The sequence below is a fragment of the Pseudomonas sp. lyk4-TYG-107 genome (assembly GCF_030209055.1).
Lineage (GTDB): Bacteria > Pseudomonadota > Gammaproteobacteria > Pseudomonadales > Pseudomonadaceae > Aquipseudomonas > Aquipseudomonas putida_A.
The window spans coordinates 318,984-333,255 of record NZ_JARVST010000002.1; the positions used below are offsets into that span (position 1 = coordinate 318,984).

Genomic DNA, 14,272 nt, shown 5'->3' on the forward strand with positions numbered 1-14,272 from the left:
TCAGGTGGGCCGATTTATCGGATCACGGTTTGCGTCATCCTCGGCGTGCAGAAAGATCACCCGGGGATGTTCCAGCGGCGCCAGCGGTGGCGGCAATTCCGTCGGTGCCAGTGGACGAAAGTTCAGCACCACATGGCTGATATCACCTTCCTGGTCGTTGTGGATGGTCATCACTCCTGGGGTACGCAGCTTCTCCAGGCGGTCATCGCACAGGCGGAAACTCTTGCTCAGCCCTTCATCATCGACCACCGGTGCCGGCAGGCGACGCTGGGCGAAGCTTCTGCTTTTGCGCTGCTGATAACGCGCCCAACCAATCAGGATCACTGCGTTGACCAGCGCCACCCACAGGTAGATCTGCAACGTACCCAGAGCCTCGAATGCCGAATTATCGATGCGCGGCCCACCGGCGTGGGTCTCGATCAACGGCCACAGTCCGCGAATCAGCAGAAACAGCAGGCCGACCCAGGCCAGCACGGTGAGGACCACATCGACCACCACCAGGAAGGGCCGCTGGCGGGTCCGGATGATTTTCATTTGATGACCTCCTCTTCGTCGTCGCCGACCGGTTTGATACCCCGGTCAGGGCTGACCCAGCGTGCACGCTTCTGGTGTTGACCAAACAGCACTTTGGGGAAACTGACCAAGGTGGTGAGCAGGCTGACCAGCCAGAACGCGATCGGATACCAGACCACCCAGAACATGGTTCGGCCCAGACCCGGCTCGTAGCGCCGGTCGATAATGATGCTGACCGCGAATTGCACCAGGCAGACGAACGCCAGCAACAGGCCGGTGAACGCCGGGGGCATCAGGTGATGCACGGCAATCGATTCCGGCATGACCACGAACTTGCCCACGCCCCAAAAGATCACCGATAGCAGGAAGGTGAAGGCCCACCCGGTCGACAGGCAGTACTCGAACAGCAGTGGCCACAAATAACGATGACGGTACTGCCAGATCCCGCGAATGTTCTTGAACAGCACCTCGGCACCGCCCTGGGCCCAGCGCAGGCGCTGCTTCCACAGACCGCGCAGGGTTTCCGGCATGAGGATCCAGCACAGCGCGCGCGGCTCGTAGAAGATGCTCCAGTGATCGAGTTGCAGCTTCCAGCTGATGTCGATGTCTTCGGTGATCATGTCCGGGCTCCAGTAGCCGACCCGGTTCAACGCGGTACGACGAAACGCGACGATCACCCCGGACACGGTGAAGATCCGCCCGAACACCCGTTGCGTACGCTTGATCAGACCGATGATCGACGAGAACTCACCGACCTGTACCCGCCCGACCAGGGTCGAACGTGTGCGAATCCGTGGGTTGCCGGTCACTGCGCCAAGCCGCGCGTTGTCGAGCATCGGCGCCACCAGATAGGCCGCCGTGTTCGGCGCCAGCAGCGCGTCACCGTCGATGCACACCAGATATTCGCTGCGCGCAGCAATCGCACCCATGCGCAGGGCCACAGCCTTGCCCTGGTTTTCTGCCAGATGCAGCACCCGCAGGCGTGGGTCTTCCTGGGCGAGCCGGTCGAGCACTTCGGCGGTGTTGTCCTTGGAGCCGTCGTTGATCGCGATGACTTCGATGTTCGGGTAGTGCTGGGCCAGCGCCGCGTGAATGGTGTCGGCAGCGTTTTCGCCTTCGTTGTAGCAAGGGATCAGGATCGAGATCAGCGGCTCGCCTTCCAGTGGCGGCGGCAAAGTGTCGTCCTTCCATGGCCAGTGGCGTTCCCAGTGCAGCCAGAAATACAGGCCGCCGGCAATCCACAGGCCGGACATGAACAACGGGTAGAAGAACACGAAGTCCATCAGGAATTGCCCGGTGACCAGGAAGATCAACCCCAGCGGCACGCCGAGGACGAGCGCCAGAACAAGCAGGGCTAACAGTCTATCCAGCATGTCATGGGTTCCATTTGTTGGAGAGCGCAGGCCTTACGGTTTTCAGGTCCGGCAGGTTGTCGAGGAAGTTGTCCGGGTAGTAACCGAAACTGGTCGCACCCTGACGCTTGAGCCGGCCCATCCAGTCGGCCAATTGGGTGCCGTCGATGTCGGCCTGATCCTTTTTCGTCCAGTCGCGGGCCTGCAGTTCGAAGACTGTGCGATCCAGTGCACCGGGGCGCTGTTTGATCTTCGCCACCAGTTCTTCAAGCCACGGGCCGGATTGCGCCTGGGTCTGTTTTTCCATCAGCGGCATGGCCATCGGCGCCGTCCAGTCGTAGGTCACGAGGAAGTCGTCGAGGTTCTGCGCAAACCAGGCTTCGCTCTCAGGATTGAGCACCGGTTCGGCGAAGAGGTTGCGTGCGGTCAGAACCTGCGGGCCACGGATCGCACGCACCTTGGCAGTCAGTTCGTTGGTGAAATCGATCAGGTATTTACTCTTGAAGCGCGTCCAGCGCTGCATCGCCGCCGGATCATCGCGCAGGGCGGCGATCGAACCCGGCAAACCGTGCGCCGTATAGGCTTTCAAGGCCTCCGGACTGGCGTCTTCGAAGTCCGAGAGCACCGCGTCGTCGTGATAAAGGATGCCGTCGACCGAGGTCAGACGCGCCACGTCTTCGTAGATTTCACCGATGATCCGCCGTACTTGCGGATCGAATGGCGACAGGCGTTGATACTGGCCCGGATCGACCGAGGTGCTGCCGGTCTTCGGATCCCAGCGCGTAACACGCGGCAGCTTCGAATCGAGGCCGAAACTCAGCACCGGCATCCACGCGAACACTTTCACGTGCGCCCGAGTGCGCAGTTGCCAGGCAACGCGATCGAAAATGTCGGCGCGCACCGGCAGATGACGGTTAGGGAAGTACAGCGAGTGCACCAGCCCGTCGCCCTTCGGATCGGCGAAGGCCTGCAGGAACACGGTGTTGGCGCCCATGTCGGCCATGCGCTGGATCAGCTTGCCAAGGTTGATTTCCTGCTGCGCCGGATCCGGGTCATAAACGTTGTCGAGATCGACGTGCACCACACGCATGGCGAAATCCGACTGCACGCCAACAATGCTGTTGGCGAAATGCTCGCCGTCAGGATCGGAGGCCACCAGGAAACGCGGGCTGCTCATCAGGTTGTCGAGAGCGTCGAGACCGTCGTCCAGGGTCAGGGCCATTTCGTAGCCCTGCTCGCCGACCACGGTCAGCGAAGTACCGTCCGCCGTGCCGTACGGCCAGACCCAGACTCGCGGTTTCTTGCCGGTGACCTTGCGGATCTTCTCCGAAATGGTCGCGACGTCATTGCGGATTCGTGCCTGGAAATCGGCCTCGGATTCGTAGCGTTTGGTGACTGGATCGTAACGGCGGGTGGCCGCCGCCGGCTGCATGTTGCCTTGCGGGTTGGCGAGGATGCCTTTGTGGCTGGCGTCAGTGTGTGCGGCGATTTCCACCAGACCCGACTGCGAGATTTCCCGCACCTGATCCCAGGTCAGGAAGTCGGAGCGTGCGCGGGGTGCGCCGGCAAAATCCACCGGTTGATTGAGCGGGGTGTCGATCCAGGTGCCGACCGGTGCCAGCAAGGCGTGCCAGTTGTAGGCACGCAGCACCGGCAACACGCGGGTATAGAAGCTCGAATAACCGTCGTCGAAGCTGAGCAGGATCGCTTTGGCCGGCAGTTCCGGGCCGCCCTTGCGCGCCGCCATGATCTGGTCGACGGTGACCGGTTGGTAGCCGTTCTCGCGCAGCCACGCGAGCTGCTCGATCATGCGCTCGGTGCGCACCGCCACCACGGCCTGATCGGGGTCGCGATCTTCGACGTCGTGATAGGCGATGCCCAGCACGTGGTTTTTCGGCCAGGGTTTTTCACTGGCCGCCAGCGGACGTTGCGACGGCGGCGCGAAAGCCGGGGCTTGCTGGGCGCAGGCGCTGATCAGCAGCACTCCCAGCAGAAGGATGAAACGCGTCATCAAAGGCATCTTCAAACTCTTCTAGAAGCGGAAAGTGAGGTCGACAAGCAGACGCAGATCGGTCTCCCGATCACCGTCGTAGGGCCGGTTGATCACACTGAACAAGCCGCCCACCTCGAACACGTCGTTCCAGGCATAACGCTGGCCGTAGCCGAGCATCGCCATGCCGCCGGTGCTGTGGTCACGCTGGCTGTAGGTACCCGCACCGGCCTGGAATTGCTGGCTCCAGGAGGTTTCGTAGCGGTGGTAAAGCACATGGTTGACGTTGACCGTCGGCATGACGCTGAAGTCCGACTTCGGGTTGAAGTACGGCACATCCTCGGAATTGGAGTTGTGGCTGGTGCCGACCTCCAGACCGGCATCGACCTGTACGTTCGGCGCGCTGTAGACGCCCTCGCGCCCGGTGAGCAAGGCCTCGACGCGGTTGTTGCCATCACTGAAGTGCGACGGGCTGACCGACAGGCGCCACTCGCGGCTCTCGTTGGCGCGCCAGCGGATGAACGCGTTGCCGCCGTTGGCCTTGATGTCGCTGTTGAGCGCACGCAACGGCGTCTCGGCCGACAGGTAGGCGAAGCTGCCGCCGTACTGCCAGTGGTCGTTGATGTCGCGGGCAATCGCGATGCGTGCGCCCTGTTTGGCGCCGTAACCGTAATCGTGATTGGAAACTTCGGCTTCCAGGCTCATGTCACGGGTGCGCCGTTCCAGGCCAACGCGCTGGAAGCGGTCGGTGCCGGTGCCTTCGGCGAAATCGCCGGTGGCATAACCGGCGCCGACGAACACCCGCCAGTCTTCATCAATCGGCGGGCTGTACAGGGTGCTCTGGATGCCGAAATCGCGGCTGCCACTGACCGCGCCCGCACCACCGCTGCCGCCGCCTCCGTTGGCCTTGCCGCCGTAGGCTTCGACGCGCAGTTCGGACATGTCGTGCACTTCGCGCTCGCGGGCCGCGCGCTGCACCTGACGGTTGTCGGGGAAACGCTCGACCACGTCATCGGTCAGCGCATCCATTTGCCGCCATTCCTGCAGGGTCATCGCGGTACGCGCCTGAGCCAGCTCCAGGCCCATGTCGCGGGGGGCCATGCTTTCGGTTTCCTTGAGCTGGTTTTCGGCGCGGCGTGGCCACTGTCGGGCCAGGTACAGATCGGCCTGGGCCAGACGCAATCCGAGGTTGCCCGGGGCCTGATCGACCAGTGTCTGCAGGCGTTCCTCGCCGTGCGGCAGATCGGAACCGTAGGTACCGGCCTGCGCCGCCAGTTGCTGCGCGTCCATCCATTCATCGTTGGGGTTGCCGATCGGCAGGCCCTTGAGTTCGACTCGCGGTTTCTGCGACTTGGCCAGATCGTCAGCGACCTTGCGGGCCTCTTCGGCGCGATCACTTTCCAGCAGCGAGTAGTACAACGCGGTGGTGTCTTCGAGGCGATCACCGACATCGGCGTCCGGCGCCGACAGCACCTGGCGATACAGGTCAGTGGAGACTTCCGGCTGGCGCTGATCCAGATACGACGCCGCCACCCAGCGCAAGGCGTAGGTCGGAATCTTCACGCCTTCGCTTTGCAGCTTCTGATATTCATTGATCACGTCTGCGGTGCGCGCCCGCGCCTTGAGTGCGCCCATGCGGTCGATGCGCCAGCGAATCACGTCATCGTGGGCGCTGGCGTCCGGGGTCCAGGTGGCGAGCAATTTGTCGTAATCGGCCAAGGCGCGGTCGGCGATCACATAGCGTTCTTTTTCGCTGCGGGTGGCGAGTTCGGCCAGACGCACGCGTTCGGCAGCCAGATCACCTTCGAGGCGGCGCAGGGTGACCGGGTCGATCAGCCCCGGACGTTGATTGGCCAGGCGCAGCGCCGGTTCCGGCAGCCGCGCCTTTTGCAGGGCGACCACGTATTCACGGGCGACTTCCGGCTTGCTGCCGGCACGCATGAACGCCTGATCGTATTCAAACAGTGCGTCGTACTGCTTGCCGGCGCGGGTCAGGGCATAGCCCAGTGCGAGACGGCGTGAGGGATCGTCGGGTTTGGCGGCAACCAGAGCCTTGGCGCGGGTCACGGCTTCGTCGGGTTTACCCGAGTCAGCCTGAGTCAGCGCCAGCCCCAGTTGCAGGTCAGCGTTGTCCGGCTCCAGCGCCAGCGCCTTGTTGTAAACCTGGGTCGCCTGCTCCCAACGCTTGAGGTTGCGATAGGCGCGTGCGGTGGCGGTCAGTGCCTGCACCGGCAGCACCCGGTCACGGCCCTGGGTCTCATAGACCTGCACCACCTCGGCATCGAGGCCGGCCCAACTGGCGATTTGCAGGTGATCGCTGATCTGGCCGGTGGTCGATTGCCCCGGTGGCACCTGGCGCAGCACGTTCAGCGCAGGCGTGGTCTGCCCGGCACGGGCATCACGCACCATCTGATCATAGGGCGTATCGGCAAACGCCAGTGCCGGCCAGAGCAACTGGCTGCACAGCGCAACGCGAAACAACGGGCGTAAACCACGATGTAAAACAGGAACATCAATACGCGGCATTCGTCAGCATCCTTACATGGCCAGCCGGGTCGCAATGCCCCCCTTGCCCATTCGTAACGGAGACCGAGTCAAAAGAGACCCAGCCAAGCTTAGTCAGGCAGTCTTGCATGCAAGCGTAGTCGAATATCCAGAACGCAATAATTGTTCAGAATCGCGGTGCCGGCTCAGACAAAAACCCGCACACCAGACAGCAAAACGCCCGGCGTCTGTGGATCAGAGGCCGGGCGTTGTTATTTAGAACGCAGGATTACTGCACTTGCGTGACGCCAGCGAACTTGCTCATCAGGAAGCCGACGAACTGCTCGACGGTCATTTTCTGGCCGTTGAACTCCACCTGATTGGCGGCGTAATGCAGCTTGGTCACGACGTTGGTGCCATCGACGGTCGCCAACTGCGAACCGACGGCCATGCCGGAGAACATGTCGGCACCGGCGCTGGCCTGGTCGACGATGGCTTTGGCGTCAGTCTGACCGTCGAGCTGCGCTTGCACGCTAAGCAGATCGATCAGCATCGGCTTGGACACCTGAATGTTCAGGTCCAGCAGCGCGACCAACTGTTTACCCAGTTGATCCGGCGGCAGATCCATCGACTGTGGCTTGGTCAGATCAATCACCAGGCTGGCGCGGCTTTCACCGTTGGCGGTTTTCAGCGACAGGTTTTCCAGCGCGATCTGTGGACTGGCGGCCAGCAGTTTCTGCAGGTCAGCCTTGACCTGTGCCGACTCGGCTTCGGTCAGGTTCAGTTCCGGTGCCGGCAGGCCGGCTTCGGCAGCGGCCGCCGCTTCCTTCTCGTACGGCTGCAATTTGGTCTGGTAGATCTGCATCAGCGACATGGTCGACGGGATGTCGAGGTTCTTCAGGCTCATGGCCATGTTGGCCGAACCGATTTTCTTGTCGTTGAGGGTGACTTCACCCACCTTGTAGTCAGCGCGGCCCGAGGCATTGCTGCCGCTCTCTTCAGTGAGGTTCTTCATTTCGAAGTTCTTCACGCCGAGTACCGACTGCTTGGCACCGAAGGTGGTTTTGCTGCTGGTCAGCTCCAGGGTGTTTTCCCCGGTGTAGTAGCCGTAGCTGCTCTTGGTAAGGTTGCTGGCCAGGGTCAGACCGTTGAGTTCGACCTGCACCGGTGCCTGATCCTGCGACACGGTGACCAGTTTCAGGTTGTCCATGTAGCCGTCAGCCTTGACCTTCTGCGCCTGGGCACTGGCGGAGATGTTCATGGTCAGGCCGGAGAATTTCAGGCTCGACTGCTCGTCCAGCGCGGTTTCCAGCGGCAGCAACTCGAGGCTGCTGGTGGTGGATTCGTCGTAGCCGATGTTGGTCACGCCCTTGAGCGGCGCGGCGCCCTTGGTGGCGGCAAACCATTTTTCGGTGGCCGGGCTCTTTTCCAGCTCGTAATTGCTGGTGGCCATGACCGGCAGCCACTTCAGCGATACCAGGCGCGAGAACGGCAGTGGGCCGTGCTCGATGTGGTCGACGAACAGCAGCTCGACCGGCTGGTCGCCGAACATCTCGCCCTCGCCCTTGAGACGGTAGTGCGCGGTGCTGGTAAAGGTGTGCCGCTCCAGCGACACCAACTCCAGCGACGCGGTGCCATTGGAGCCGGCCATCGCGGTCTGCAGCTCTTTGTTGGCGTTGCTGACGGCGTTGTTCAGTACGCCTTCAATCTTGGTCCCGGTGTACCAGGCCCCGCCGGCGCTGATCGCACCGATGGCAACAACAATCCCGAGAAGCACGCCTGCTGATTTATTCATGAATGACCTGATCAATGTCCGTGGCTGAAAATGTGGTCGTCTTCCCTGAACCCGTGACCGGGTCGCGGCTCGACTCCGCTGAAATTAGCGGTGGAGATTAGCACTGGCAGCGCGAGGCGGCCCAATGTTTAAAGGTTAAAGAGTGTCTATGGGGAGTGTGGACAGCTGACAGGCGGGGAGAGTTGCAGTGTTTTTGAGGACGCTATCGCGAGCAGGCTCACTCCTACAATTGAAATGCGTTCCCCTGTAGGAGTGAGCCTGCTCGCGATAGGGCCACTGGATTCCCAGAAGATCAGGAATACTGCACCTCGATCTCATCGAGTTGATGATCGAAGCTCTTCAACCGCGCCGTCCAGGTATACACCAGCACTTCAAAGTCGCGATCGATCACCGCCCCGCCCGGCCCGTCAGCGCGCGGGTCACAGAAATCCAGTTGATAGCGCTCACGGGCCATGGCCGTGGCGACATCCGACAGTTCGCGGGCATTGTTGAGCCAGTGCCAGCCTTCATCGGCAATCTGCTTGTCGAGCTCCAGACACTGCTTTTTCAGGGCTTCGAGGCTTTTTTCCAGCGGCGTGCCGGTGAGTTCGCCCATGACTTCGGCGAAGGTCCGTCCCGGTTGCCAATAGCTGCCCCAGAAGTAGCGGTCGAACACGGTTTCGACCCGGCGCAGGGCGACTTTGGTGTCCCAGATCAGCACCAGGGTCTTGCCTTGTTCAAGTTGTCTTTTCTTGACTCGCTGCACCTGGATCGACGCCCAGGCCACCACGACAATTGCCATCACCGCGATCAACGCCGTGGCGCTGTCGAGGAAGACCATGGCCTTGTCGATCTGATGGGCCAGCATGATGCCGTAGAAATAGGTGGCCGATAGCAGCACTAGCGCTACCAGGGCGCACCAGAAGCCGAGAGCGTAAGGGTTTTTCATTATTGGTTTCCCCTAGACCAGCGCTAGCAATGTGCGCTGAAAGGGTGCGTTGCACGTGGCACCCCTTCAACACTTCAAAGCATAGCAACGGCTTCAGGGTTTGCTGGCGCTTGAGGCTTGCGTTCGTCCGCTTTCCCAACCGCCACCAAGGGCGAGGAACAAATCGATCTGGCTCATGGCGACCTGGGTGTTGGCGGCGGCCAGCTGCGCGGTGACATCGGTGTAGGTGCGGGTCGCCTGCAGGTCGGCGAGGAACGACTCGCGCCCGGCCTGGAAGAAGCGGTGGGTCTGGTCCGCCGCCAGTTTCGCCGACTGCTCGGCATCGGCCAGAGCGTCGCGGCGTTGCAGCAGCGCGCTGTACTGGGCCAGACCGGTCTGGGTTTCGCGGATGGCGTTGAGCACCACTCCGTCGAAATGCGCCAGTGCGGCCTGGGTGTTGGCCTCGGCTTCACGGATCCGCGCACGGGCGCCGTTGGTCGGCACCTTCCAGCTCAACGACGGTCCGAAGCCCCAGCGGTTGGTCGACGGATCGCCCAAGTCGTCAATAAGACCGACGGTGCCGATGGTCGCGCCGATGCTGATGTCCGGGTACAGCTCGCCCGTGGCGACGCCGATGCCCGCTGTCGAGGCCGCCAAGCGACGTTCCGCCTGACGGATATCGGGACGACGCTTGAGCAGCGCCGCACCGTCGCCCACCGGCACCAGTTGGGCAATTTTCGGCAGTTCGGCACAAGTGGCGGTACCGGCCGGCAATTGCTCGACCGGTTTGGCCAGCAGCATCGACAGGCGGAACAACCCGGCCTGACGCGCTGCCTCATAGCGCGGCAGGTCGGCGCGCAACGACTTGAATTGGGTTTGCGAGCGGGTGACCTGGGTTTCATCACCACGCCCGGCATCGCGCAGGCGCTGGATCAGCGTAGTGCTCTGCGATTGCAGGTCGAGGGAGTGCTGGGCAATTTCCCGCTCTTCGTTGGCCGCGCACACTTGGGTGTAGGCGCGAACCACGTCGGCCACCAAAGTGATGCGTGCGGTGTCAGCCGCTGCTTGAGTCGCATCGGCGTTAGCCTTCGCGCCTTCGATACCGCGTTGCAGGGTGCCCCATAGATCGAACTGATAAGACGCGCTGATGCCAATATCGCCGACGTTGTCGACCGGGACTTTTTCCGGCAGCAAGAACGCCTGCCCGGATTCCTGCAAACGCTGCGCGCCCATCTTCACGCCTGCGCTCCAGCCACCCGCCGCTTCAGCCTCATCGACTTGCGCGCGAGCCCGTTGAAGGTTCGCCGCCGCTACGCGCAAATCGGTGTTGGACGCCATGGCCTGCTGCACCAGTTGATCCAGACGCGGGTCCTTATACAGTCGCCACCAGTCAGCCGGTACCGGCGCTGACACCACCGGTTTGCCCTCCACCGCCAGTTCGCCCTGAAAGTCCTTGCGCTGCACCGCCGCGTCAGCGGGCAGCTGATAGTCCGGCCCGACCATCTGACAGGCCGAGAGCATCATGCCCAACCCGGCGATCATCAGGGCCTTGTTCATTGCACAGGCTCCTGCGTTTTATCGTCGATGATCGACACGGTGGCGGTCCGCCCGGCGATCATGCGGAAATCTTCCGGCACCTCGTCAAAGGCGATGCGCACCGGAATCCGCTGCGCCAGGCGCACCCAGCTGAACGCCGGGTTGACGTTCGGCAGCAGGTTGTTGCCGCTGGTGCGGTCACGGTCTTCGATACCGGCGACGATGCTTTCGACATGCCCACGCAGCCTGGCCTTGTCGCCGATCACGCGGATATCCACCGACTGCCCGACATGAATGCCGTCGAGTTTGGTTTCTTCGAAATAACCGTCGATGTGGAACGAATTGCTGTCCACCACCGACAACACCGGACGCCCGGCGGTAACGAATTCCTGCACCCGCGGCGCACGGTCGTTGACGTAACCGTCCACCGGGCTGCGGATCACCGAGCGATCAAGATTGAGCTGCGCGCTGTCCACTGTCACCAGCGCTTCGGCCAGCGCCGATTGCGCGCGGGCAACTTTCGACTGGCTTTCTTCCAGTTGTTCGGCCGGCACCAGATTGCCCAGGCCACGGTTACGCTTGGCTTCGCGCTGGGCTTGAGCCAGGGTTTCCTCGCGATCGGCAACCGCCGCTTTAGCCTGACGCAGGGCCAGTTTGAAGCGGTCCTGATCGATGCTGAACAGCACCTGACCGCGCTTGATCAACTGGTTGTCCTTGACCTCGACCTGCTGGATCAGCCCGGACACGTCCGGAGCGATCTGGATGATGTCGGCGCGGATGTGGCCGTCGCGGGTCCACGGCGCAAACATGTAATACATCACCATGCGCCAGACGAGGACGACGGCAAAAGTCACGATCAGCAGGGTCAGGACCACGCGACCGATAGTCAGAAACGGTTTTTTCATGTCATCAGGTATCGACTGAGTGAGTCCACGCCGTACAGCAGCACGGCGTAGAGCGCCACGTTGAACAATGCCCGGTGCCAGACCAGACGGTAAAAGTGCACACGCGTGAGCACGCCGTGCACCAGCAAAAACAACACATAGGTGATGCCCATCAGCACCAGCAGGGTCGGCAGGAAAATCCCGCTGATATCCAGATCACCGATCATAGGGGCGCTCCATCGGGCAGCGGTTCTTCGGCATCGCTGGTGCTGACGAATTCCACGCCGGGCAGCAGCGCCAGGCGCAAACCGCTCAGGGCATGCAACAGGTTTAGCCGGGTTTCTTCGTCGCCGTGGCCTTTGAGCGCGCGGCGCGCACGGTCCATGGTCATCAGTAGCGGGCTCGGCGCCGGCAAGCGTTCGCCGGCCTTCAGACACGCGCGAAAATACTCGCCGACCTCAGCCACCACTTGTTGCAGCAGTGCATTCGGCGCGCCTTCTACCCGCGGGGTGTAGGCCAGCAGATCGAGCAGGTTGAGGCCGACGCGCACTTCACGCATGGCGATGCCGGTGTCCTGGCCGGTCATGGCCAGACGCGGCAAGTGCTGCATCAGACGATCGAGCAACTGCACGCCCAGATGCCGATGTTCGGCCAGATTGGCCGGCTCGGTCATGCGTACGATGTCTTTCCAGCTGAAGCGGGTCAGACGTTTGGCGGCCAGCTCGACGCCGAACGGGCGGGCGATCAGGGTCCAGATGAACGCGAACAACAGGCCCAGAGGGCCGGCCAGGTTGGAGTTCACAAAGGCGAAGAAGTCCGCGTCGTACGCGCCCTGAATGCTGATGAACGACGAGGTGTTGACCAGTGTCAAGAGCATGCCGAGGAAGAAGCGCGGCTGCACCGTCAGGGTGCCGACACAGATGAACGGAACCGCAAACGCCAGTACCAGCATCGGGAAATCGTGCAGGTTCGGCAGAATCAGAAACAGGTAAAGGCTGGCGAACAGCACCGACATCCCGGTCCAGAAAAAGAACCGGTAGATCTGCGGCGCCGGGTCGTCCATCGAGGCGAAGAAACTGCACGCTACCGCCGCCAGAATCACCGCGCTGCCACCGTCCGGCCAGCCGAGCAGAATCCACAGCACCGAAGCGACGATGATCGCCAGAACGGTCGAGGCCACCGAATACAGCATCATCCCGCGGTCGAGAAATGGCGTCAGCCGCCCGAGGCGCCAGTGCCGGTAAACCGCGCGCCAGCTGTCCTGGCGCTCGCAGAGAATCGCGTCCTGCAAACTGCGGCAGTCCTGCCACAGATCGATGAATTCGCCGAGGCGATAAATCGCGTTGGAGAACAGCAATTGCTTGCGATCTTCCAGCGCCTCGCAGCTTGGCTGCAGGGCCTGGAGTTGATCCTTGAGCGCCTGCCACCGTTCGAGATCGGCGTCGTTATGGCCGAGCCATTGCTGGGTCGCGGTCAGCAGCGGGGCAAACTTTTCCACCAGTTCCGGGGTACGCCGTTCGAGGGCGTAGAGCGAGTCTTCCAGAGCGTCGATCACCGGCAACAGGTGGATCATCCGTCCACGCAATTCCTTGGTGTTGCGCACGGTTTGCGGTCGAGCGCCTTCGTGGGGCAACTGGCCGATCATCAATTCGAGGCTGTTGAAATTGGCGACCATGGCCATGCGCAGCGCGGCGATCTGTTCCGGCTGCACGTCGCGGCTGAGAAACTTCAGGCTGTAGGTGGTGGCGTCGGCGAACCACTTGCCCACCGCGTCGTTGAACACCGGCGCCAGACGCCGCGGCCAGAACATCGCGCCGACCACCGCCGCCACGGCGATGCCGAGAAAAATCTCTTCGGTGCGCGCTTCCGCCACGTCCCACACCGCCAGCGGATTATCCACGGTCGGCAGGGCGATCAGCGGCAAGGTATAACCGGCCAGCATCAGTGCGTAGTTATTGGCGGTACGCAGGTGCAGCGACAGGAACAGCAAAATCCCCGTCCACAAGGCAATCACCACCACCAACACGTACGGACTCTGCACGAACATCGGCACGAACAGCACCGCCGCCGCCGCGCCGAGAAAAGTGCCGATGGCGCGGTACAGCGCCTTGGAGCTGGTCGGCCCGAGAAACGGGCTGGAGACAATGTACACCGTGGCCATCGCCCAATACGGACGCGGCATTTGCATGAGCAAGGCGATGTACAGCGCAATCATCGACGCTGCAAAGGTACGGACCCCGTAGAACCAGTCGCGGGCAGGCGGGATGCCAGAGAAAAAACCGTTCAAGAATTGATCACCACAGGCGGATTGGCCGCCTCAAAAGCTCGCAGTACCCGAAGCGTAGCCTCCAGATCACTCTGGTCGATGCCTTCGAGCACTTCATGACGCAGACGTACCAGCTCGCTTTCCACCGCTTGCACCAGTTCACGGCCGGTGTCGGTCAGGCTCAGGCACTTGGCCCGACGATCCTGCGCATCTTCGGTGCGGCAGACGTAGCCGGCGTGGCACAACTGATCGAGCAGACGCACCAGCGACGGACTCTCCATCCCGGCCGCCTGCGCCACCTGCACCTGACGCACGCCCTCGCCCAACCGCCCGATCATCAACAACGGCACGGCGCAGGCTTCGGAGATTCCATAGTTGACCAGCGTGGTCTGGCAGATCTTCCGCCAATGCCTGGCGGCCACCACCATGGCACTGCTGATGTTCATCTGGAGAGCGTCGAGGGAATTCGGCACGGGAAAATGCACACTGTTAGTTTGCTAACTATCAATATCGCATTGGCGGGGAATTTCAGTCAAGTTTTGAAA

General features: G+C 62.1%; 11 protein-coding genes. All 11 read right to left on the minus strand.

Features of this window, described 5'->3' with window-relative positions; translation table 11 throughout:
• The 11 genes from pgaD to QRN61_RS03255 all read right to left on the minus strand — a co-directional run bounded on the left by pgaD (position 1) and on the right by QRN61_RS03255 (position 14,173).
• Positions 1-534 carry a poly-beta-1,6-N-acetyl-D-glucosamine biosynthesis protein PgaD gene (gene pgaD / locus QRN61_RS03205; RefSeq protein ID WP_027611135.1) on the minus strand — a complete coding sequence of 178 codons (534 nt, stop codon included), beginning with the start codon at positions 532-534 and terminating at the stop codon, positions 1-3.
• The gene (gene pgaC / locus QRN61_RS03210) at positions 531-1,886 is read right to left on the minus strand and encodes a poly-beta-1,6-N-acetyl-D-glucosamine synthase (protein ID WP_007961454.1); all 1,356 of its coding nucleotides are present in this window, start codon (positions 1,884-1,886) and stop codon (positions 531-533) included. The genes pgaD and pgaC overlap by 4 nt, the downstream gene beginning before the upstream one ends.
• A gap of 1 nt (position 1,887) precedes the next feature.
• On the minus strand, positions 1,888-3,885 hold the full coding sequence (pgaB, locus tag QRN61_RS03215; RefSeq protein WP_285373201.1) for a poly-beta-1,6-N-acetyl-D-glucosamine N-deacetylase PgaB: 1,998 nt from the start codon (positions 3,883-3,885) through the stop codon (positions 1,888-1,890).
• 12 nt (positions 3,886-3,897) lie between these two features.
• Positions 3,898-6,381 carry a poly-beta-1,6 N-acetyl-D-glucosamine export porin PgaA gene (gene pgaA / locus QRN61_RS03220; RefSeq protein ID WP_285373202.1) on the minus strand — a complete coding sequence of 828 codons (2,484 nt, stop codon included), beginning with the start codon at positions 6,379-6,381 and terminating at the stop codon, positions 3,898-3,900.
• 247 nt (positions 6,382-6,628) lie between these two features.
• Positions 6,629-8,134: a YdgA family protein gene (locus tag QRN61_RS03225; RefSeq protein ID WP_282412401.1), complete on the minus strand. Its 1,506-nt coding sequence runs from the start codon at positions 8,132-8,134 to the stop codon at positions 6,629-6,631.
• Between the two features lie 292 nt (positions 8,135-8,426).
• Positions 8,427-9,062 carry a hypothetical protein gene (locus QRN61_RS03230; RefSeq protein WP_025113416.1) on the minus strand — a complete coding sequence of 212 codons (636 nt, stop codon included), beginning with the start codon at positions 9,060-9,062 and terminating at the stop codon, positions 8,427-8,429.
• Between the two features lie 93 nt (positions 9,063-9,155).
• Entirely contained in the window at positions 9,156-10,598 is a 1,443-nt protein-coding gene (locus QRN61_RS03235; protein WP_210556912.1) for an efflux transporter outer membrane subunit, read from the minus strand.
• Positions 10,595-11,482 carry an efflux RND transporter periplasmic adaptor subunit gene (locus QRN61_RS03240; RefSeq protein ID WP_285373203.1) on the minus strand — a complete coding sequence of 296 codons (888 nt, stop codon included), beginning with the start codon at positions 11,480-11,482 and terminating at the stop codon, positions 10,595-10,597. Before QRN61_RS03240 ends, QRN61_RS03235 begins: the two co-directional genes overlap by 4 nt.
• Complete coding sequence (locus tag QRN61_RS03245) at positions 11,479-11,688, minus strand: DUF1656 domain-containing protein (protein ID WP_047601052.1); 210 nt, start codon at positions 11,686-11,688, stop codon at positions 11,479-11,481. The genes QRN61_RS03240 and QRN61_RS03245 overlap by 4 nt, the downstream gene beginning before the upstream one ends.
• Positions 11,685-13,748 carry an FUSC family protein gene (locus QRN61_RS03250; RefSeq protein WP_285373204.1) on the minus strand — a complete coding sequence of 688 codons (2,064 nt, stop codon included), beginning with the start codon at positions 13,746-13,748 and terminating at the stop codon, positions 11,685-11,687. The genes QRN61_RS03245 and QRN61_RS03250 overlap by 4 nt, the downstream gene beginning before the upstream one ends.
• Positions 13,745-14,173 carry a MarR family winged helix-turn-helix transcriptional regulator gene (locus tag QRN61_RS03255; protein WP_047290742.1) on the minus strand — a complete coding sequence of 143 codons (429 nt, stop codon included), beginning with the start codon at positions 14,171-14,173 and terminating at the stop codon, positions 13,745-13,747. Before QRN61_RS03255 ends, QRN61_RS03250 begins: the two co-directional genes overlap by 4 nt.
• Positions 14,174-14,272: the final 99 nt, after the last annotated feature.

Excerpts from the sequence above, each read along its gene's own strand:
- pgaD (WP_027611135.1), bottom strand. The coding sequence starts at position 534 with ATGAAAATCATCCGGACCCGCCAGCGGCCCTTCCTGGTGGTGGTCGAT.
- pgaC (WP_007961454.1), bottom strand. The coding sequence starts at position 1,886 with ATGCTGGATAGACTGTTAGCCCTGCTTGTTCTGGCGCTCGTCCTCGGC.
- pgaB (WP_285373201.1), bottom strand. The coding sequence starts at position 3,885 with ATGCCTTTGATGACGCGTTTCATCCTTCTGCTGGGAGTGCTGCTGATC.
- pgaA (WP_285373202.1), bottom strand. The coding sequence starts at position 6,381 with ATGCCGCGTATTGATGTTCCTGTTTTACATCGTGGTTTACGCCCGTTG.
- QRN61_RS03225 (WP_282412401.1), bottom strand. The coding sequence starts at position 8,134 with ATGAATAAATCAGCAGGCGTGCTTCTCGGGATTGTTGTTGCCATCGGT.
- QRN61_RS03230 (WP_025113416.1), bottom strand. The coding sequence starts at position 9,062 with ATGAAAAACCCTTACGCTCTCGGCTTCTGGTGCGCCCTGGTAGCGCTA.
- QRN61_RS03235 (WP_210556912.1), bottom strand. The coding sequence starts at position 10,598 with ATGAACAAGGCCCTGATGATCGCCGGGTTGGGCATGATGCTCTCGGCC.
- QRN61_RS03240 (WP_285373203.1), bottom strand. The coding sequence starts at position 11,482 with ATGAAAAAACCGTTTCTGACTATCGGTCGCGTGGTCCTGACCCTGCTG.
- QRN61_RS03245 (WP_047601052.1), bottom strand. The coding sequence starts at position 11,688 with ATGATCGGTGATCTGGATATCAGCGGGATTTTCCTGCCGACCCTGCTG.
- QRN61_RS03255 (WP_047290742.1), bottom strand. The coding sequence starts at position 14,173 with ATGAACATCAGCAGTGCCATGGTGGTGGCCGCCAGGCATTGGCGGAAG.